Genomic DNA, 18,484 nt, shown 5'->3' on the forward strand with positions numbered 1-18,484 from the left:
CCGCCGTGGACGGCGCGCGGCTAGGGTCGTGTCATGAGCTCCATCGACGCCCGCGGCTGGGACCCGGTCATCCTTCCGACGCAGGCCGGCACGACCATCGTCGTGACCGGCGGCACCGCCGGTATCGGCTATTTCGCCGCGGAGCAGCTCGCCCGCGCGGGCGCCCGGATCATCCTCGCGGCACGGTCCGAGCACCGCGCCGACCTCGCCGCCGCCTCCATCCGCGCACGGGTGCGCGCCGCCGACATCGAGTACGTCAATCTCGAGCTGTCGTCGCTCGAGTCCATTCTCGACGCGGGAAAACACCTGACGGGCCTCGGGCCCATCGACGTGCTCATCAACAACGCCGGCCTCACCTCGGGGTCCGCGACGCGGCAGACCACCGAAGACGGCCTCGAACTGATCGTGGGCACCAACGCCTTCGGGCACTTCGCGCTCACCGCGCTCCTTGCTCCCGCCCTCAGCGAGGATGCCCGGGTCGTGTGGGTGGGCAGCCTCGCCACCCGCCTCACCCGCGTCCGCGTCGACGACCTCCAGCAATCGCACGGCGACTACAGCTTCTCGAAGGCCTACGCCTACTCCAAGCACGCAGTGCACGGCTACGCGTTCGAGCTCGACCGGCGGCTGCGCGCGGCGGGCAGCTCACGGTCTTCGCTGCTCGCGCATCCCGGTTTCGCCCTCGACGGGCTCTCGCTGTTCCGCCCCGGCATCACCGATCGCGTGACTCCGCGTCGCGCGGCCGGCGAGCGCCTTTTGAGGCTCGTCGCCCAGGGCAAGGATCGCGGCGCGTGGCCCATCGTGCGCGCGGCCGCCGACCCGAGTGCGCAGGGCGGTCAGTTCTTCGGCCCGCGCGGTCGCGTGAAGGGGGAACCGGTGCTCGTGGAGCCCGTCGCCGACAGCGCGGCGCCGGAGTTCGGCGCCGAGCTGTGGCGGCAGAGCGAAGCGGCGACGGGCATCCACTTCGCGGTGTGACGACGCCTACGCGGCGTCGAGTGTGGCGAGCTCCTCCGACGTGAGCGCGAGGTCGGCGGCGGTCGCGGAGTTGATGATCGACTCCGGGCGCGATGCGCCGGGGATCGGGATGACCACCGGCGCCTTCGCGAGCTCCCAGGCCAGGCACACCACCTGTGGTGTCACGCCGTGCGCGTCCGCCACCTCCTGGAAGGCCGCGAAGCGGGTGCCGAGGGAACCTGCGCCACTGATGCCGCCGAGGGGGCTCCACGGCAGGAACGCGATGCCCAGCTCGTCGCAAAGCTCCAGCTCGGGCTCGCTCGACCGGAAGGAGGGCGAGAACTGGTTCTGCACCGACACGAGGCGGCCGCCGAGGATGTCGTTCGCGAGCCGGATCTGCTCCGGGTTGGCGTTCGAGATGCCGGCGAAGCGGATCGTGCCCGCGTCGAGCAGGTCGCGGATCGCGCCGACCGAGTCCGCGTAGTCGACGCTGGGGTCGGGACGGTGGAACTGGTAGAGGCCGATCACGTCGACGCCGAGGGCCGCGAGCGAGGCCTCGGCGGCCTTCTTCAGGTACTCCGGTCGGCCGTCCTGGCCCCAGTAGCCCTCGATCGGCTCGTTGCGGGTGTGACCGCCCTTGGTCGCCACCAGCACCTTCGAGGTGTCGCCGGAGTAGCTGCGGAGGGCCTTCGCGATGAGCAGTTCGTTGTGCGAGACGCCCTCGGCGGGCATCCGGTAGGCGTCGGCGGTGTCGATGAGGGTGATTCCCGCGTCGAGGGCCGCGTGGATCGTTGCGATGGAGCGCGCCTCGTCGGGACGGCCCTCGATCGACATGGGCATGCCGCCCAGTCCGATGGCCGAGACGGTGGTGTCGCCGATGACTCTCTGCTGCACGATGTGCCTTTCGTTCGGGGTGGTCGAGCGGGCGTGACCCGGCGGATGCGGGTGCAGCGCTCGCCCTCCCCAGCTTGGTCGGTCGGCGATCATGTGTCCAATTGCTATGAGTGATGGGATTATGCACTCATGCTGATGAATCGCCAGACGGCTCACCCAGACCACGACGCCAACGCCGACATCGCGCCGGCGTTGCGGGCTCAGCCGATCGTCGCGCCGAACCGCTCCGGCAGCGGCGAGCGGTGCGCCGCGCGCAACTCGTCGATCGTCGCCGTGAAGACGTCCTGGATCTCGAGGGTGTCCTGCGAGTCGGTGACGCCGATACGCAGCGCCGGATAGTCGCGCCCCTCGCACAGACCGCGGAACTTCACGTCGTCCTCGCGCGGAACCGAGACGATGACACGACCGGTGGACTCGCTGAAGAGCGCCGTCGCCGCGTCGATCCCGTCGCGCTCGATGATCTCGCCCAGCCAGATGCGCGCGCCGACGCCGAAGCGCAGCACGCTCTCGACGACCGCCTGCGCGAGCCCGCCGTCGGCGAGGTCGTGCGCGCTCGAGATGATGTTCTCCTCATTGGCGGCCGCGATGAGGTCGGCGAGGCGAAGTTCGGCGGCCAGGTCGACCGTCGGCGGGGTGCCGCCGAGGTGGTCGTGGATCACACCGGCCCAGGCGGACCCGTCCAGCTCCTCCCGTGTGACGCCGAGAAGGTAGATGTTGTTGCCGTCGTCCTGCCAGCCCGAGGGGATGCGCTTCGCCACGTCATCGATCGTGCCGAGCACCGCGACCACCGGGGTGGGGTGGATCGGCACATCGCCGGTCTGGTTGTAGAAGCTCACGTTGCCGCCCGTGACCGGGATCTCCATCGCCATGCACCCGTCGGCGAGACCCTCGACCGCGCGGCTGAACTGCCACATCACCTCGGGGTTCTCCGGGCTGCCGAAGTTGAGGCAGTCGCTCACCGCGACCGGGGTGGCGCCCGTGACGGCGACGTTGCGAAACGCCTCCGCGAGCGCGAGCTGCGCGCCGTGATAGGGGTCGAGCTGGCAGTAGCGCCCGTTCGCGTCGGTCGCGACGGCGAAGCCGAGACCGCTCTCTTCGTCGACGCGCACCATGCCGCCGTCGTCGGGGAAGCTCAGCGCGGTGTTGCCGAGCACGTAGGTGTCGTACTGGTTGGTGATCCACCGCTTGTCGGCGAGGTTCGCGCTGCCGAGCAGGCGGAACACCTGCTCGCGCAGCTCCTCCGGCGTGGTCGGGCGCGCGAGCGCGGAGGCGCTGTCGGCGTTCAAAGCGTCGATCCAGGTGGGGTAGCTGACCGGACGGTTGTAGACCGGTCCGTCGACCGCGACGGTGCGGGGTTCGACGTTGACGATCTCCTCGCCGTGCCAGTTGATGATCAGGCGGCCGGTGTCGGTCACCTCGCCCAGAACGCTGGTCTCGACATCCCACTTCGTCACGACCGCGAGGAAACCGTCGAGCTTCTCGGGCCGCACGATCGCCATCATGCGCTCCTGGCTCTCCGACATGAGGATCTCCTCGGCGGTGAGCGTGGGGTCGCGCAGCAGCACGTTCTCGAGCTCGATGAACATGCCGCCGTCGCCGTTCGAGGCGAGTTCCGAGGTGGCGCAGCTGATTCCGGCGGCACCGAGATCCTGGATGCCCTCCACGAGCTCCTGCTGGAACAGCTCCAGGCAGCACTCGATGAGCACCTTCTCGGCGAACGGGTCGCCGACCTGCACCGCCGGGCGCTTCGTCGGGCCGCCCTCGGAGAAGGAGTCGGAGGCGAGGATGGACGCCCCGCCGATGCCGTCGCCACCGGTGCGAGCGCCGAACAGCACGACCTTGTTGCCCACGCCGCGGGCGTTGGCGAGGTGCAGGTCCTCGTGGCGCAGAACACCCACGGCGAGGGCGTTGACGAGCGGGTTCGCCTGGTAGACGGAGTCGAAGTAGGTCTCTCCGCCGATGTTGGGGAGGCCGAGGCAGTTGCCGTAGAAGCTGATTCCGCTCACCACGCCGTGCACGACGCGGGCGGTGTCGGGGTCGTCGATGTCGCCGAAGCGCAGGGCATCCATCACGGCGACCGGACGGGCGCCCATCGAGATGATGTCGCGCACGATGCCGCCGACGCCGGTGGCCGCGCCCTGGAACGGTTCGATGTAGCTCGGGTGATTGTGGCTCTCGATCTTGAAGGTCACCGCCCAGCCGTTGCCTACGTCGACCACGCCGGCGTTCTCGCCCATGCCCACCATGAGGTTGCGGCGCATCTTCTCGGTCGTCTTCGACCCGAACTGGCGCAGGTAGGGCTTCGAGCTCTTGTAGGAGCAGTGCTCGCTCCACATCACCGAGTACATCGCGAGCTCGCCCGAGGTGGGGCGCCGACCCAGGATCTCGCGGATGCTCGCGTACTCCTCCGGCTTCAGCCCCAGCGCCGCGTAGGGCTGCTCACGATCGGGCGTGGCCGCGGCATTCGCAACGGTGTCGGCGGCTACGGGGGAGGGCGTTGCGGTGGTCACGAGGCGTGATGCTCCTGGATCGAGGGCGTGCCGGGATGCCTCGATTCTACCGGGCGCGGCGACCCGCCGTCCGGGCCGGTGCGGGTGCGAGACTTGCGCTGAGCCGGGTCGGGCCGCCCCATCGCCGGCCGCGCCCGCCGACCGAAGGAGGAGCAGTGATCATCTGGCACAGCTGGACCGGCTTCGCGGTCGCGACGCTGATCGCGATCGCCGCCGCGCTCATCGTGATCGCCGTGGTCTCCCTGTCGCTGCGGGCGACAGCGCGGCGCAAGGACTGGGCGAAGGTGCTGGCGGGCGGGGCGAGGCATCCGTTCCGACTGACCGTGCTCATCATCGCCGTCTGGTTCGCGGTCGGCCTCGACTACCCGGATCCCACCTGGCGCGGCCACCTCGTGCACGGCCTGCAGATCGCGCTCATCGCGGCCGTCGCCTGGCTGGTCTCGCGCCTGATCACCTTCGCGATCGGCCTCGGCATGCGCCGCTACCGCACCGACGTGCCCGACAACCGACTCGCCCGCCGGGCCCAGACCCAGCTGGCGATCGTGCGCCGACTCGCGACCGTAATCGTCGTGGTGATCGGCATCGGGGCCATCCTCCTGACCTTCCCCGGCGTTCAGGCGGTCGGAACCTCCGTGCTCGCCTCCGCGGGCGTCATCAGCGTCATCGCGGGGCTCGCCGCGCAGTCGACCCTCGGCAACGTCTTCGCCGGGGTGCAACTCGCGTTCAGCGACGCGATCCGGGTCGACGACGTCGTGGTGGTGCAAGGGCAGTGGGGGCGCATCGAGGAGATCACGCTCACCTACGTGGTCGTGCACGTGTGGGATGACCGCCGCCTGGTGCTCCCCTCCACCTACTTCACGACCACCCCGTTCGAGAACTGGACCCGCTCGACCAGCGAACTCCTCGGCGCCGTCGAGTTCGACCTCGACTGGCGCGTGAACCCGGTGGAGATGCGGGCGGAGCTGGAGCGGATTCTGGGGCGCACGGCGCTGTGGGATCGCCGGGCATCCGTCTTGCAGGTGACGGATGCCGTGGGCGGCTTCGTGCACGTGCGCGTGCTGGTGACCGCGGTCGACGCGCCCACCCTCTTCGACCTGCGCTGCTTCGTGCGGGAGGGCGTCGTCGACTGGATCCAGCGTCAGGACCCGACGGCCATGCCGCGGACGCGCGTGGTGATAACGGCCGATGAGGAACCGGACCGGCCGCACACGCGCCCCTCCACCGAGACGGGAAGCACGGGACTGTTCACCGGTGACGCCGAGGCGGAGCAGCGCGCGAAGAACTTCACGACCTCGATGCCGATCGTGGTGCCGGTGCCGGTGCCGCCCTCGGCGAGCTGAGGGGGCGCGGCCTCAGACCGCGGCGGCGCTGTTCTCCCCGCGGCGTGAGACCGCGGCGGCGCTGTTCTCCCCGCGGCGTGAGACCGCTGCGGGCGCTGTTCTCCCCGCGGCCTCAGACCGCGGCGGCGAACGAGGCGATGACGCTCTCGAAGAAGGGCAGTCCGTCGACGCCGGAGGCCATCGCGAGCTCCGTGTCGGGACCGAAGCCGGGCTCGGTCGCGTGTTCGGGGTGCGGCATGAGGCCGACCACGTTGCCGCGCTCGTTGGCGACCCCCGCGATGTCGTTGAGCGAACCGTTCGGGTTGACGCCGATGTAGCGGAACACGACCTGTCCGTTGTCCTCGATGCGCGCGAGCGTGTCGGCGTCGGCGACGAAACGACCATCGGCGTTCTTGAGCGGGATCGTGATCTCCTGGCCCGCGGTGAACTGGTTGGTCCAGTCGGTGCGCACGTTCTCGACCCGCATGCGCTGGTCGCGCCGGATGAACTGCTGGTGCGCGTTCCGGGTGTGCGCCCCGGGAACCAGCCGCGCCTCGGCGAGCATCTGGAATCCGTTGCAGATGCCCAGCACGGGCACGCCGCGATCGGCGGCTGAGATGACCTCGGCCATGATCGGCGCGTGGCTGGCGATGGCGCCCGCGCGCAGGTAGTCGCCGTAGCTGAAGCCGCCGGGCAGGATGATCGCGTCGACGCCCTGCAGGTCGTGCTCGCCGTGCCACAGGGCCACCGGCGTCGCACCGGCGATCGCCACGGCGCGGATCGCGTCGCGGTCGTCGAGCGAGCCCGGGAAGGTGATGACGCCGATGCGCATCAGGCGGTGACCGCCGCATCCAGCACGTCGACGCTCACCACGTCTTCGATCACCGAGTTGGAGAACATGTCGACCGCGAGTTCGCGCACCTCGGCGAGCAGGGCCGCGTCGACCTCGCCGTCCACGGTCACCTCGAAGCGCTTGCCGATGCGCACTCCCGTGAACCGCGTCTTGCCGAGACGGCTGAGCGCCCCGGCGACGGCCTTGCCCTGGGGGTCGAGAAGTTCGGCCTTGGGCATGACTTCGACAACGATTGTTGGCACCGGATCTCCAGCGAGTTCGCGAGCGGGTGGATGGGTCAAGTCTAGCCGAGCCGCCGGGCGGGGGCTCAGTCCAGGCGGACCACGTAATCGGCCCGGCCGGCCGTGCTCGCGATGAGGCGGGCGTTCGACTCATCGGGCCCGAGAGCCCAGGCTCGGGCATCCGCGGGGCTCTTGCCGAACCGCTCGTGACGGGCCGCGAGGCGCGCGATGCGGATGTCGTGCGGCACCTCCACGTACAGGGCGAGGTCGAGCGCCGCCGCCGTGGGCGCCCACCCGTCGCCGTCGTGCAGCAGGTAGTTGCCCTCGACGACGACGATGGGCACCGACGGCGGGATGACGATCGCGTGCGGGACCGGCTCCTCGATGGTGCGGTCGAAGCCCGGAGCGGCCACGGGCTCGCCCGCGCGAATCGCGGTCAGCACGCGCAGGAAGCCGTCGACGTCGAAGGTGTCGGGCGCGCCCATGCGGTCGCGTCGCCCGAGGTCGCGGAGCACCGACTGCGGCAGGTGGAAACCGTCCATGGGGAGGAGCGCCGCGCGCGCTCCGAGCGCGTGAACGACCGCGTCGGCGATCGTCGACTTGCCCGCTCCGGGAGCCCCGGCGATGCCGATCACGACCCGAGTGGCAGAGTCCGTGACCGCCCCGACGGCGGCGACCACCTCGTCGACGGATCGGAGCTCGCTCACGGGCGGTGGCGCGGTCACGCCAGAGGCGCGGCCGTGACGCGGATCAGGTTGGCCCACGGATCATCGAATGCGACCGTCTGGCCGTCGTCGCGCGTGTCGATGCCGAAGTGCTTCATCCGCTCGGTGAGTGCGCCCACCTCGTCGGCACTGGGCACCACGATGTCGACCTGCCCGAGTCCGAGGGTGCGCTGTCGGCGCCCTGCACCCCGCGAATTCCACACGTTCATCGCCATGTGGTGATGGTACTTTCCCGCGCTCACGAACACGGCCTGACCGGGAATCTCGATCGTGGTCTCGAAGCCGAGCCGGTCGACGTAGAACTCGCGGGCCGTGCGGGTGTCGCCCACCGAGAGGTGCACGTGGCCGACCTTGGCGCCGCCGTCGTGCGGGTTCTCGATGACCTCCTCGGTCAGATTCTCCTGGAGGAAGGCGTTCGGGTCGAGGTAGAGGGTGCTCATCTCGATGGTGCCGTGGGTCCAGCTCCAGAGACTGCGGTCGCGATCCCAGTACAGCTCGACGCCGTTGCCCTCGGGGTCGTTGAAGTAGAACGCCTTCGAGACGATGTGGTCGCTGCTGCCGGTGAACGACCCGGGGTGGCGCCGGGCGACCGAGTACACCGCGGCGGCGAGCGCCCGCTCGGTGTCGAACAGGATGGCCGTGTGGAAGAGTCCCGCATCGCGCGGGCCCGCGTGCCTCAGCTCGGGGGAGTGCTCGAGGATGATCACCGGGGTGGTGCCGCGCCCCAGGGTGACGCGACCGTCGCCTTCGTGCAGCACGTCGAGCGCGACCGCGTCCCGGTAGTAGGCCGTCTCGGCGTCGAGGTCGGCGACGAGCAGGGTGACCGGACCCATGGAGGTGTCCGCGGCGAGAAGATCTGAGGAGTTCATTGAATGTTCAACTATACGCCCTCCCCCGGCATTCCCTCCTCCCCGCTCCTCCCCTCCCCGAGCCCGGCCCCGCCCCGAGCTGTCACTTTTTGTGCAACTTGTGGCCGCGCGAGAGTCATTTGCGCCCACACATTCGGCCCAACCCGGGTTGTTGCACAAAAACGTCGCACAAACCGAGGGTGCAGTCGGCCCACCAGGGTGTGTGCGCAGGCGAGACAGACGGACGGGCCGATGACGGCCCGACGCTCGCCAATCTGTGCAACTCGACCCTTGGGGGCGGTTTTGTTGACGATTGTTGGGCTCGAGTCGCACAAGTTGCACAAAAAGTGCCAGCTCGGGTAGTGATACGCAGTGCCAGCTCGGGTAGTGATACGCAGTGCCAGCTCGGGTGGTGATACGCAGTGCGAACTCGCGCGGTGACAGATACAGAGCCCAACCGCGTGGTGAGAGGGCCGCGCACCGCGGACCGCGTCACGGCGACGAATGCGTCGCGGTGACCGCCGGCGCAACAGTGTCCCCCCGGGTTCGGGCCAAGTGGGGCGCGCCGTGCGCGAACCCTCTCATGAGAGTCGTTCGGAGCAGTGCCGAGATCGGGTTGGTCTCATAGGCCCGCCGCACTTCGTGGGTCAGCCGCCGCCCGTCAATCGCTGTGCGGCGCGCCCGGCGCCGCGGCACAGTCCACCGCAACTCGTGATTCAAGCGCCAAGGTGAGAGAGGGCCGGGCCGATGACGGCCCGACGCTCGTCATTGTGTGCAACTCGACGTTGGCTAGTGGAGTTGTTGCCGATTTTGGGGGTTTGCGCGCGAAAGTTGCACAAAAAGTGCCAACTCGTGGGGCAGTGCCAACTCGTGGGGCAGTGCCAACTCGCGGGGCAGTGCCAACTCGCGGGGCAGTGCCAACTCGCGCGGCAGTGCCAACTCGCGGGGCAGTGCCAACTCGCGGGGCGGCCGGGGCCGCGGCGCGGCGCCTCACGCCCCGGTCAGCGTCGCAATCAGCTCGCGGTAGCGGGCCGCCGTGCGCTCGACGATGTCGGCCGGCAGCGCGGGCGGTTCGCCCGTGCCGTCCCAGTTGGCCTTCATCCAGTCGCGCACGATCTGCTTGTCGAAGCTGGCGATTCTGTTGCCGCTCGCGTACGCCGCCGCATCCCAGTACCGGCTGCTGTCGGAGGTGAGCACCTCGTCGGCGAGCCGCACGACGCCGTCGTCATCGACGCCGAACTCGAACTTGGTGTCCGCGAGAATCACCCCGCGGGCCTCCGCGATCGTGGATGCCCGGCCGAAGATCGCCAGCGACAGGTCCCGCAGCGCGGCCGCCACGGTCTCCCCCACGAGCTCGACGGTGCGCTCGTAGGAGATGTTCTCGTCGTGCTGCCCGAGCGGGGCCTTCCAGGCCGGCGTGTAGATCGGTTCGGGGAGTCGGTCGCCGTCGCGCAGTCCCGCGGGAAGCGGCACACCGCACACGCTCTGGCTCTCCTGGTACTCCACCCAGCCGCTGCCCGAGAGGTAGCCGCGCACGACGCACTCGATCGGGTACATCGTGAGCTCGCGCACGAGCATGGCCCGGGAGGCGACCTCCGGCGGGATGCTCGACCACTCCTCGCGCGGAGCCAGGTGATTGGGCATCCCCTCGAGCTGGTCGAACCACCACAGGCTCAGCCGAGTGAGCAGTTCGCCCTTGCCGGGGATCGCCGGCTCGAGCACGTGATCGAAGGCGCTCACCCGGTCGGTCGCGACCATGAGCACCCGCGGCGGAAGCACCGTGCTCGCGTAGAGCTCGCGCACCTTGCCCGAGTAGGTGTGGGTCCAGCCGGGGGTAGTCAGCTCGATATCAGCCATCAGGCCACCCGCTCCGCGATGTCGTGGCGGTAGTGGCCGCCCTCCAGGGTGATGGTCTCGAGCGCCGCGTAGACCTTGGCGCGCGCCTCCGCGAAGTCGCGTCCGAGCCCCACCACGCTGAGCACGCGTCCGCCCGTCGCCAGGTAGCCGCCCTCGGATGCCGCGGTCGCCGCGTGCGCGATCGTCACGCCGCTGACGTCGGCCAGCCCGCCGATGCGGCGCCCGGTGATCGGGTTCTCGGGGTACCCCTCGCTCGCGAGCACCACGGTCACGGCCACCTCGTCACGGAACTCCGGTCGCGGCAGCTCGCCGAGCCCGCCCGTCGCGGCCGCGAACAGGAGACTGCTGAGCGGGGTGATGAGCCGCGGAAGCACGACCTGGGTCTCGGGGTCGCCGAACCGGGCGTTGAACTCGATGACGCGGATGCCCTTGGCGGTGAGGATGAGGCCGCAGTAGAGCAGCCCAATGAAGGGCTTCTGTTCGGCCGCGAGCTGCCGGATCGTGGGCAGCGCGATCGTGTCGATGACCTCGTCGACGAAGCCCTCCGGCAGCCACGGAAGCGGCGAGTAGGCACCCATGCCGCCGGTGTTGGGCCCCTCGTCGTGGTCGAACACGCGCTTGTAGTCCTGCGCGGGGGAGAGCGGCAGCACCGTGTGGCCGTCGCTGAGGAGGAACAGCGAGACCTCCTGGCCCGCGAGGAACTCTTCGACGAGCACGCTGCCGTGCTGCAGCCAGTATCCGGCGTGGGCGATCGCCGCCGAACGGTCGGGGGTCACGAGCACGCCCTTGCCCGCCGCGAGCCCGTCCGCCTTCACGACGTAGGGGGCGCCGTACTCGTCGATCGCCTGCGTCGCCTCGTCGAGGGTGCCGGCCCGGGTGGCACGGCCGGTCGGTACGCCGGCCTCGTCCATGATCCGCTTCGCGAAGGTCTTGCTGCCCTCGAGCGCCGCAGCCGCCTTGCCCGGTCCGAACACGGGGATCCCGCGCGTGCGGAGCTTGTCGGCGACGCCCGCCACGAGGGGCGCCTCCGGTCCGATCACGACGAGGTCGATGGCGTTCTCGAGCGCGTACTCGGCGACGACATCGCCGTTGGTGGGGTCGAGCGCGACGACGGGCACGACGGCGGCGATGCCCGCGTTGCCGGGAGCCGCCGTGATCTCGTGCTGCTCCGACTCCGAGAGCAGTGAGCTGATGATCGCGTGCTCGCGCGCGCCGGAGCCGAGGACAAGAATTCGCACGAGGCAAGGGTACCCGGCGGCGGGTGCCGCGGTGACCCCCCGGGGGCGCGCGCAGTAACGTGGGGGGATGGCACGGGCACGCATCGCGGATGACCGGGGCAGGTCATCCGTCCACGCCGCGCTCGCGGCCGGGCCCGCCCGCGACGACACCGCCACCGCCGTTCGGTACCTCCTGCAGCTGCTCGCCGAGCGAGCGCCCGGCAACACCGTCGAGGTGCGCGTGCCGCCGTTCGGTGCGGTGCAGGCGATCGAGGGACCGCGCCACACCCGAGGCACCCCGCCCAACGTGATCGAGATGGACGCCGCGACGTGGCTCGCGCTCGCGACGGGGGCGGAGTCCTGGGAGGGGGCGCTCGCCGCGGGTCGGGTGGCGGCGTCGGGCTCTCGCGCCGACCTCGGCGACCGACTGCCGCTGCTGCCGCCCGCGTAGCCGCGCGCCCGCGCGCTGGGCCGCGCCCACACCGCCCGTCTGGGCGCCGGCGTCGGCCATCGGCGCGCGCCGAGACCCGTGACCGCGTTCGGCATCCGCCCATCCGGCGTCTGGGAGAATGGTGGGGTGAGTGACCCCCGAGACCGCCAGGCGCAGGTGCGCATCCGCCGGGCCCCCAAGTTCTCCGTCTTCATCGTGCTCGGTGCCGTGGTCGGGGCTCTCGTCACCCTCATACTCACCTCGCTGTTCCCGGTCGACCCGAGCGTCGGCTTCGGCGCGCTGTTCGGGTACTTCGCTTTCTACGGCGTGACAGCGGGGGTGCTCGTGGGCGCGATCACCGCGCTCGTGTTCGACCGCGTGCTCGCCCGACGGGCGACGACGGTCGTCGCTGCGATCGAGTCGGTCGACGACGCGACCACGACCACGGCCACAGCGGAGCCCACCGCCGACGAGAGGCCCGCGAGCCCGACGCGAGCGGGCGAGAACCCGACCGGGCCCGCGCCGTCCGGCGAACCCCCGCTCAGCTGAGCTGGTTCGCCTCGACCCAGGCGAGGTACTCGGGGGTGACCGTGCCGGTGACGTACTCGCCGGTGAAGCAGCTCATCTCCAGATCGGTCACGTTCGATCCCTCCAGGATGGCGTCGCGCATGTCGGCGACCTCCTGATAGATGAGGTAGTCGGCCCCGAGTTCCGTGGCGATCTCGGGGATCTTGCGGCCGTGGGCGACGAGCTCGTGCCGCGTGGGCATGTTGATCCCGTAGACGTGCGGGTAGCGCACCGGGGGCGCCGCCGAGGTGAAGGTGACCTTGTTGGCGCCGGCCTCGCGCGCCATCTGCACGATCTCTTTCGACGTCGTGCCGCGCACGATCGAGTCGTCGACGATGAGGATGTTCTTGCCCTTGAACTCCGAGCTCATGGCGTTGAGCTTCTGCTTGACGCTCTTCTTGCGTTCGGCCTGCCCGGGCATGATGAAGGTGCGCCCCACGTAGCGGTTCTTGTAGAACCCCTCGCGATACTCCACGCCGAGCTTCTGGGCGACTTGCATGGCGGCGGGACGCGAGGAGTCGGGGATCGGCATGACGACGTCGATGTCGCCGCGCGGCGTGTACTTCGCGATGGTGTCGGCGAGCCGGTCACCGAGCCGCAGGCGGGCCTCGTACACCGAGATGCCGTTCATCACCGAGTCGGGTCGGGCGAGGTAGACGTATTCGAACGAGCACGGCACGAGCCGCGGGTTCGCGGCGCACTGGCGCGCGGTCATCTCGCCGTTCATCGCGATGAACACCGCCTCACCGGGCGCGACATCGCGCACGACCTCGTAGCCGCCGCTCTCCAGCACAAGCGACTCCGAGGCGACGACCCACTCCTCGCCGACGAGCCCGGCCGCGCGACGGCCGAGGATGAGCGGCCGGATGCCGAAGGGGTCGCGGAAGGCGAGCAGGCCGTGGCCCGCGATGAGCGCGATCGCCGCGTAGGAGCCCTCCACGCGCTCGTGCAGGCGCGAGATCGCCGCGAACACCTGATCAGGATCGAGGTCGCTGCCGCTCACCTGCTGCTGCAATTCGTGCGCGAGCACGTTGACGAGCAGCTCGGTGTCGCTCGAGGTGTTCAGGTGGCGCCGGTCGACGTGGTAAAGCTCCTGGGTGAGCTCACGCGTGTTGGTGAGGTTTCCGTTGTGAACGAGGATGATCCCGTAGGGCGCATTCACATAGAAGGGCTGCGCCTCCTCCTCGTTGGCCGCGCTGCCCTTGGTCGCATAGCGCACGTGGCCGAGACCCATCGTGCCGAGCAGGCTGCGCATGTCACGGGTGCGGTAGGCCTCGCGCACCTGTCCCCGCGCCTTGTGGATGTGGAAGGTGCTGCCCTCCGCCGTGGCGATACCGGTCGAGTCCTGCCCGCGGTGCTGGAGAAGGGACAGGCTGTCGTACACCTGTTGGTTGACGGGGTGAGATGAGACGATGCCCACAATGCCGCACATGCTGCCGGGGGGTTCCTGACGGTAGGGAGAAACGAGCCACCGACAGTCTAAGCGTCCGTGGAGTCACCGCGCCCGCCGCGGTTTCCGGCAGACTGGTCTCATGACCACGAGCTATCGCGAGGCCGGTGTTGACACGGCCGCGGGCGACCTGGCCGTCGAACTCATGAAGTCGGCGGTGCAGCGCACGCACGGCCCGGAGGTTCTCGGCGGCGTCGGCGGATTCGCCGGCCTGTTCGACGCCTCCTTCCTCAAGGACTACCGGCGCCCCCTGCTCGCGACCTCCACCGACGGGGTCGGAACGAAGGTCGCGATCGCGCAGGCGCTCGACAAGCACGACACCATCGGGCAGGACCTCGTCGGCATGGTCGTCGACGACATCGTGGTCGTGGGCGCCCGTCCGCTCTTCATGACCGACTACATCGCCTGTGGTCGCGTGGTCCCGACCCGCATCGCCGGCATTGTGGCCGGCATCGCCCGGGCCTGCGCCGAGACGGGCACGGCGCTCGTCGGGGGCGAGACGGCCGAGCATCCCGGACTCCTCGGCGTCGACGACTACGACGTCGCCGGTGCGGCGGTGGGCGTCGTCGAGGCGGATGACCAGCTCGGCCCGCACCGCGTCGCCGACGGCGACGTCGTCATCGCGATCGCCTCCTCCGGCATCCACTCCAACGGCTTCTCCCTCGTGCGCCACATCCTCGCGGGCCGCAGGATCGGCTATCTCGACGAGTCGGCCGACTTCGGCGGCGTCGTGGGGGAGATCCTCCTGGAGCCGACGCGTCTCTACACCGCGCCGCTGCTCGGGCTGCTCGCCGACGAGACGGTGGGGGCGGGCATCCACGCGCTCAGCCACGTGACCGGCGGGGGCATCGCGGCCAATCTCGCGCGCGTGCTGCCGGTGGGGTCGTGGGCGGAGCTCGACCGGGCATCCTGGTCGCCGTCGACGGTGTTCCGGGTGCTCGCCGAGCTCGGCGACATCACGCTGGAGTCGACCGAGGGAACCTGGAACCTGGGGATCGGGATGATCGCGGTTGTCGCGCCCGAGGTCGCCGAGACGGCGGTCGCGCGGCTCGATGACGCGGGATTCCCGGCGTGGGTCGCAGGAGTGGTGACGATCGGCGATCGCGAACTCGAGGGATTCGAGCAGGGCGCCAAGGGTGTCAACGGCGGCGCTGTGCGCCTGACCGGACGCTACGCCGACTGATCGTCGGCCGTCTCGTCCTCGTCGTCGTCGAGGTACTCGGCCCACTTGTCGAGCTCCGGGGAGACCGGGGACGCCGCAGGCGAACTGCTGTGCAGTTCGTTGGCGAGAGCACCGTAATTGGTGTCGGGACTGAAGTACTTCAGATCCCGCGCAACCTTGGTGTGCTTTGCTTTTTGACGGCCGCGCCCCATGCGTGACCCCCTCATGTTGAAACGAGCGACTGACAGGTGAAAATCTAGCGATCACTTTATCATGAGCCCCCCGTGAGTCCGGCCCGCCGGTCGGCCCTAAGGGCAGGGGTGACGCGCTGGTCTGCGGGGGCAGACCGCTCGTCGCGCTCCCGACGGCGCGCGGGTAACGTTGTCGGGTGGCCACCCCCGGAACCGACACCTCAGTGATCGTGGTCGGCGCGGGTCAGGCCGGCCTCTCCGTCGGCTACTACCTGGCACGACTCGGGCTCGACCCGGGCAACGATTTCGTGATCCTCGACCGCGGACCGGGCACCGGCGGCGCCTGGCAGTTCCGCTGGGAGGCCCTCCGGCTGGGGTCGGCGCATCGCGTCAACGACCTCCCGGGCATGGACGAGCTGGGGCTCAGCTTCGACACCGCCGACCGGTCCCTCCCCGCCCGCGAGGTGATCGCCGACTACTACCGGCAGTACGAGCAGCACTACGGGCTCCAGGTCGTCCGCCCGGCCGCGGTCACCCACGTCGAGAGCAACGGAGCGACGAATCTCGTCGTCACCTTCCGCGGGGAGGTCGGCGACCAGCAGGTCACGACCGATCTGCTCGTCAACGCGACCGGAACCTGGGGATCGCCCTTCGTGCCCTGGTATCCGGGCCGCGACGAGTTCCGCGGGCGGCAGGTGCACACCAACGACTACGTGAGCGCGCGGGAGTTCGAGGGCCAGAGCGTGCTCGTCGTGGGCGGCGGAACCTCGGCGATCGGATTCCTGCTCGAGCTCGAGGGACACGCCTCGCACATCACCTGGGTCGCGCGCCGCGAGATCGAGTTCCTCGACGAGGGCGAGTTCGATCTCGAGGCGAGATCGGCTGCGGTCGCCGCGCAAGACGAGGCCGCCCGCGAGGGGCGGGCACTGCCGAGCATCGTGAGCGGCACCGGCGTCGCCCGCACCCGGCGGATCCAGGCCGGCATCGACCGCGGTCTCCTCGCGGCGAAGCCGATGTTCGCGGCGATCGAGCCCGACGGCGTGCGCTGGGAGGACGGCACATTCCAGCAGGTGGATGCGATCATCTGGGCCACCGGGTTCCGGCCCGAACTGCGGCACCTGGCACCGCTCCGCCTGCGCGAGAAGGCCGGCGGGGTCACCGTCGGGCAGGGCTCGTCGTGGAAGGATCCGCGTATATTCTTCGCGGGGTATGGACCGCAGGCGAGCACGATCGGTGCTAACCGCGCGGGCCGCACGATCGCGCGCCAGGTCGTCGCCGCACTCAGCCGGATGTAGCGCACGCGGGCCCGCCGCGACGGCTCGCGCCGCGACGGCCCGCGCCGTCCCGGCCGAGCACGCGGAGTCGGTCCTATTCCGTCGGCGGCTGCAGCCCGGCGACGGTCGCGGCGACCGCGAGGGCCGCTGCGGCCGACCACGCCTGCGGTCGACAGGCGGCCGGGTACGGCACCGGGCGGGAGACGACCGCGGCGGCATCGCCCGAGTGCAACTCCGGCATGCGGTAGTCGAAGGCGGCAGCCGCGGCGAGGAGACCCTCCACGAGCGAGTCCGCGCGCTCGCGCAGGCCCGCGCGTGCGAGCCCCTGGATCGCGATCGCCGTGTCGTGGGTCCACACGCTGCCGCCGTGGTAGCTGAGCGGCCAGTATCCCGCCGACTCGGTCGACATCGTGCGCAGTCCGAAGCCGGAGTCGAGCGTGGGGGAGGCCAGCCGGTCGGCGACGAGGGCGGATTGGCGGTCATCCAGGAGGCCCGTGCCCAGGAGGTGGCCGATGTTGCTCGTGACGGTGTCGACGGGACGCTTCGCGGCGTCGAGCGCGATCGCGGGGTAGCTGCCGTCGGCGTCGTCGATCCAGAACGTCTCGTTGAAGCGCGTGCGCAGGCGTTCCGCCCAGCCGCGCCACTCGCCGCCGTCGCGACCGAACGATTCCAGCAGCGTCGCGCCGTGCATCGCGGCCTCGAAGGCGTAAGCCTGCACCTCGCAGAGCGCGATCGGACCCTCGGCGAGCGTGCCGTCGCGCCACTGGACGGAGTCGCCCGAGTCCTTCCAGCCCTGATTCGACAGGCCGTGGCCCGTGGTGTCGACGTACTCGAGGAGGCCGTCGCCATCGGCGTCGCCGAAGTCGCGCATCCACGCGAGCGCTGCCTCGAGGTGGGGCAGCAGGGCCTGCACCTCGTCGCGGGGCATGCCCCAGCTCCAGGCGTCGTGCAGGAGGCACACCCACAGCGCCGTCGCGTCGACCGTGCCGAAGTACAGCGGGGGAAGCGTGACGCCCTCGCCGGGCATGACGAGCGTCGCGCGGCGCAGTTCGTGCATGATCTTGCCGGGCTGCTCCGCCGAGTCGTCGACGGTGGTGGTGCCCTGCATTCCCGCGAGGACGCGCAGCGTGCTCGCGGCGAGCGAGGTGCCGTAGGGAAGCAGGAACCGTGCGGCCCAGAGGGAGTCCCGGCCGAACAGGGTGAAGAACCAGGGGGCGCCGGCGGCGAGGAACTCGTCGGAGGTGTCGGCGGTGGTGGTCATCCGCAGGGCGTCGAGGTCGTCGAGGGCCCGCCCGACCCAGCGGTCGAGGCGGTCGTCGCCGCTCGGGGCGTGGGGGGCGGTCCACGGCGCGGGGGTGGTCACCCCGGCGACGACCGCGTCCCAGTCGCTCGCGATGACCGACCAGCCGACCGCGACCTCGCCCTTCGCCGGGATGACCACGGCCCAGCTGAGCTCGATGCCGCCGCCCTCTACCGGGCTCAGGCGCGCCGCGGGCGCGTCGAGTGCGGCCTGCACCGCCCCGCGGGACCAGCGCGCCGTCGTGCCCTCGATGGCGAACTCGGCCGGGTCGTCGCGGGCACCGCTCTTGACGGTGTCCATGCTCGCGAGGTCGCTCGCCAGACGCACGCGCACCTCGGTGACGAGGTCGTGCGTGAGTGTCGAGGCGAGGGTGGTCGTCTCGGTCATCCCGGAGGCGGTGACGACCCGCCGGGTGACCGACCGCACCTTCGGATCGGCGGAGGCGTCGTCGAGCTCGCGCAGCACCGACACGAAGGAGACGTCGGAGGCACCATGCGGCACCGTCGCGATGAGCTCGCCCCGCGCCCCGCCGACCTCGGTCGCCAGGCCGGAGACGATCCGCACGTCGGAGAGGTAGAAACCGTGGATGGGCTTCGCGCCCATGGCACCGTCGGCCGCCGACCATGCCTGGGCCGGGGCGCGGAGCACCACGGTCTCATCGTGCAGGAGGGGCTGAAGAGGGGAGGTCATGGGGTGGGGGTTCTCCGTGTGGTGG

General features: G+C 70.4%; 17 protein-coding genes. 6 read left to right on the top strand and 11 right to left on the bottom strand.

The genetic code is table 11. The annotated features are described in order from the left end of the window. Positions 1 to 33 precede the first annotated feature (33 nt). Positions 34 to 972: an SDR family NAD(P)-dependent oxidoreductase gene (locus tag G3T37_RS11110; protein ID WP_163473965.1), complete on the top strand. Its 939-nt coding sequence runs from the start codon at positions 34 to 36 to the stop codon at positions 970 to 972. A gap of 6 nt (positions 973 to 978) precedes the next feature. Here the strand turns inward: G3T37_RS11110 and G3T37_RS11115 are convergent, their stop codons facing one another. Both G3T37_RS11115 and purL read right to left on the bottom strand, forming a co-directional pair. Next, the gene (locus tag G3T37_RS11115) at positions 979 to 1,845 is read right to left on the bottom strand and encodes an aldo/keto reductase (RefSeq protein WP_163473966.1); all 867 of its coding nucleotides are present in this window, start codon (positions 1,843 to 1,845) and stop codon (positions 979 to 981) included. A gap of 200 nt (positions 1,846 to 2,045) precedes the next feature. After that, entirely contained in the window at positions 2,046 to 4,355 is a 2,310-nt protein-coding gene (gene purL / locus G3T37_RS11120) for a phosphoribosylformylglycinamidine synthase subunit PurL (RefSeq protein WP_163473967.1), read from the bottom strand. Positions 4,356 to 4,510: 155 nt separating this feature from the next. On the opposite strand from purL, the gene G3T37_RS11125 reads away from it, so the two are divergent. Beyond that, positions 4,511 to 5,695 (top strand): mechanosensitive ion channel family protein, encoded by a 1,185-nt coding sequence (locus tag G3T37_RS11125; RefSeq protein ID WP_338401242.1) that lies wholly within the window; start codon positions 4,511 to 4,513, stop codon positions 5,693 to 5,695. 112 nt (positions 5,696 to 5,807) lie between these two features. On the opposite strand, the gene purQ is transcribed toward G3T37_RS11125, so the two are convergent. From purQ to purD, 6 genes are all read right to left on the bottom strand, one after another. Next, positions 5,808 to 6,506, bottom strand: coding sequence for a phosphoribosylformylglycinamidine synthase subunit PurQ (gene purQ / locus G3T37_RS11130; protein ID WP_163473969.1), 699 nt, complete (start codon positions 6,504 to 6,506; stop codon positions 5,808 to 5,810). Next, a complete protein-coding gene (gene purS, locus G3T37_RS11135; protein ID WP_163473970.1) occupies positions 6,506 to 6,769 on the bottom strand; it encodes a phosphoribosylformylglycinamidine synthase subunit PurS in 264 nt (87 codons plus the stop codon). Before purS ends, purQ begins: the two co-directional genes overlap by 1 nt. Before the next feature lie 65 nt (positions 6,770 to 6,834). Continuing rightward, positions 6,835 to 7,455 (bottom strand): nucleoside/nucleotide kinase family protein, encoded by a 621-nt coding sequence (locus tag G3T37_RS11140; protein WP_338401243.1) that lies wholly within the window; start codon positions 7,453 to 7,455, stop codon positions 6,835 to 6,837. A gap of 14 nt (positions 7,456 to 7,469) precedes the next feature. Beyond that, entirely contained in the window at positions 7,470 to 8,342 is an 873-nt protein-coding gene (locus G3T37_RS11145) for a VOC family protein (RefSeq protein ID WP_163473972.1), read from the bottom strand. A 969-nt stretch (positions 8,343 to 9,311) separates the two neighbouring features. Further along, a complete protein-coding gene (locus tag G3T37_RS11150; protein WP_163473973.1) occupies positions 9,312 to 10,178 on the bottom strand; it encodes a phosphoribosylaminoimidazolesuccinocarboxamide synthase in 867 nt (288 codons plus the stop codon). Further along, positions 10,178 to 11,416 (bottom strand): phosphoribosylamine--glycine ligase, encoded by a 1,239-nt coding sequence (gene purD, locus G3T37_RS11155; RefSeq protein WP_163473974.1) that lies wholly within the window; start codon positions 11,414 to 11,416, stop codon positions 10,178 to 10,180. The genes G3T37_RS11150 and purD overlap by 1 nt, the downstream gene beginning before the upstream one ends. Positions 11,417 to 11,483: 67 nt before the next feature. On the opposite strand from purD, the gene G3T37_RS11160 reads away from it, so the two are divergent. Next, a complete protein-coding gene (locus tag G3T37_RS11160; protein ID WP_163473975.1) occupies positions 11,484 to 11,846 on the top strand; it encodes a sterol carrier family protein in 363 nt (120 codons plus the stop codon). A gap of 126 nt (positions 11,847 to 11,972) precedes the next feature. After that, positions 11,973 to 12,374 (top strand): hypothetical protein, encoded by a 402-nt coding sequence (locus G3T37_RS11165; RefSeq protein ID WP_163473976.1) that lies wholly within the window; start codon positions 11,973 to 11,975, stop codon positions 12,372 to 12,374. On the opposite strand, the gene purF is transcribed toward G3T37_RS11165, so the two are convergent. After that, the gene (gene purF, locus G3T37_RS11170) at positions 12,367 to 13,824 is read right to left on the bottom strand and encodes an amidophosphoribosyltransferase (RefSeq protein ID WP_163473977.1); all 1,458 of its coding nucleotides are present in this window, start codon (positions 13,822 to 13,824) and stop codon (positions 12,367 to 12,369) included. The two genes, G3T37_RS11165 and purF, sit on opposite strands and share 8 nt — an antisense overlap. A 100-nt stretch (positions 13,825 to 13,924) precedes the next feature. On the opposite strand from purF, the gene purM reads away from it, so the two are divergent. Continuing rightward, a complete protein-coding gene (purM, locus tag G3T37_RS11175) occupies positions 13,925 to 15,025 on the top strand; it encodes a phosphoribosylformylglycinamidine cyclo-ligase (protein ID WP_163473978.1) in 1,101 nt (366 codons plus the stop codon). Here purM and G3T37_RS11180 read toward each other — a convergent pair. Continuing rightward, positions 15,013 to 15,216, bottom strand: coding sequence for a DUF3073 domain-containing protein (locus G3T37_RS11180; protein ID WP_163474129.1), 204 nt, complete (start codon positions 15,214 to 15,216; stop codon positions 15,013 to 15,015). The two genes, purM and G3T37_RS11180, sit on opposite strands and share 13 nt — an antisense overlap. A gap of 176 nt (positions 15,217 to 15,392) precedes the next feature. On the opposite strand from G3T37_RS11180, the gene G3T37_RS11185 reads away from it, so the two are divergent. Next, on the top strand, positions 15,393 to 16,490 hold the full coding sequence (locus G3T37_RS11185; protein WP_163473979.1) for an NAD(P)-binding domain-containing protein: 1,098 nt from the start codon (positions 15,393 to 15,395) through the stop codon (positions 16,488 to 16,490). Positions 16,491 to 16,563: 73 nt separating this feature from the next. Here the strand turns inward: G3T37_RS11185 and G3T37_RS11190 are convergent, their stop codons facing one another. Beyond that, on the bottom strand, positions 16,564 to 18,459 hold the full coding sequence (locus tag G3T37_RS11190; protein ID WP_163473980.1) for a glycogen debranching N-terminal domain-containing protein: 1,896 nt from the start codon (positions 18,457 to 18,459) through the stop codon (positions 16,564 to 16,566). Between the last annotated feature and the right edge of the window lie 25 nt (positions 18,460 to 18,484).

Origin of the sequence: Galbitalea soli, from assembly GCF_010686725.1 — a bacterium.
Taxonomy (GTDB): domain Bacteria; phylum Actinomycetota; class Actinomycetes; order Actinomycetales; family Microbacteriaceae; genus Galbitalea; species Galbitalea soli.

What these genes read in the sequence shown, in the direction of transcription:
- G3T37_RS11110 (WP_163473965.1), top strand. Translation starts at nt 34, where the DNA reads ATGAGCTCCATCGACGCCCGCGGCTGGGACCCGGTCATCCTTCCGACG.
- purQ (WP_163473969.1), bottom strand. Translation starts at nt 6,506, where the DNA reads ATGCGCATCGGCGTCATCACCTTCCCGGGCTCGCTCGACGACCGCGAC.
- G3T37_RS11145 (WP_163473972.1), bottom strand. Translation starts at nt 8,342, where the DNA reads ATGAACTCCTCAGATCTTCTCGCCGCGGACACCTCCATGGGTCCGGTC.
- G3T37_RS11150 (WP_163473973.1), bottom strand. Translation starts at nt 10,178, where the DNA reads ATGGCTGATATCGAGCTGACTACCCCCGGCTGGACCCACACCTACTCG.
- G3T37_RS11160 (WP_163473975.1), top strand. Translation starts at nt 11,484, where the DNA reads ATGGCACGGGCACGCATCGCGGATGACCGGGGCAGGTCATCCGTCCAC.
- purF (WP_163473977.1), bottom strand. Translation starts at nt 13,824, where the DNA reads ATGTGCGGCATTGTGGGCATCGTCTCATCTCACCCCGTCAACCAACAG.
- purM (WP_163473978.1), top strand. Translation starts at nt 13,925, where the DNA reads ATGACCACGAGCTATCGCGAGGCCGGTGTTGACACGGCCGCGGGCGAC.
- G3T37_RS11180 (WP_163474129.1), bottom strand. Translation starts at nt 15,216, where the DNA reads ATGGGGCGCGGCCGTCAAAAAGCAAAGCACACCAAGGTTGCGCGGGAT.
- G3T37_RS11190 (WP_163473980.1), bottom strand. Translation starts at nt 18,459, where the DNA reads ATGACCTCCCCTCTTCAGCCCCTCCTGCACGATGAGACCGTGGTGCTC.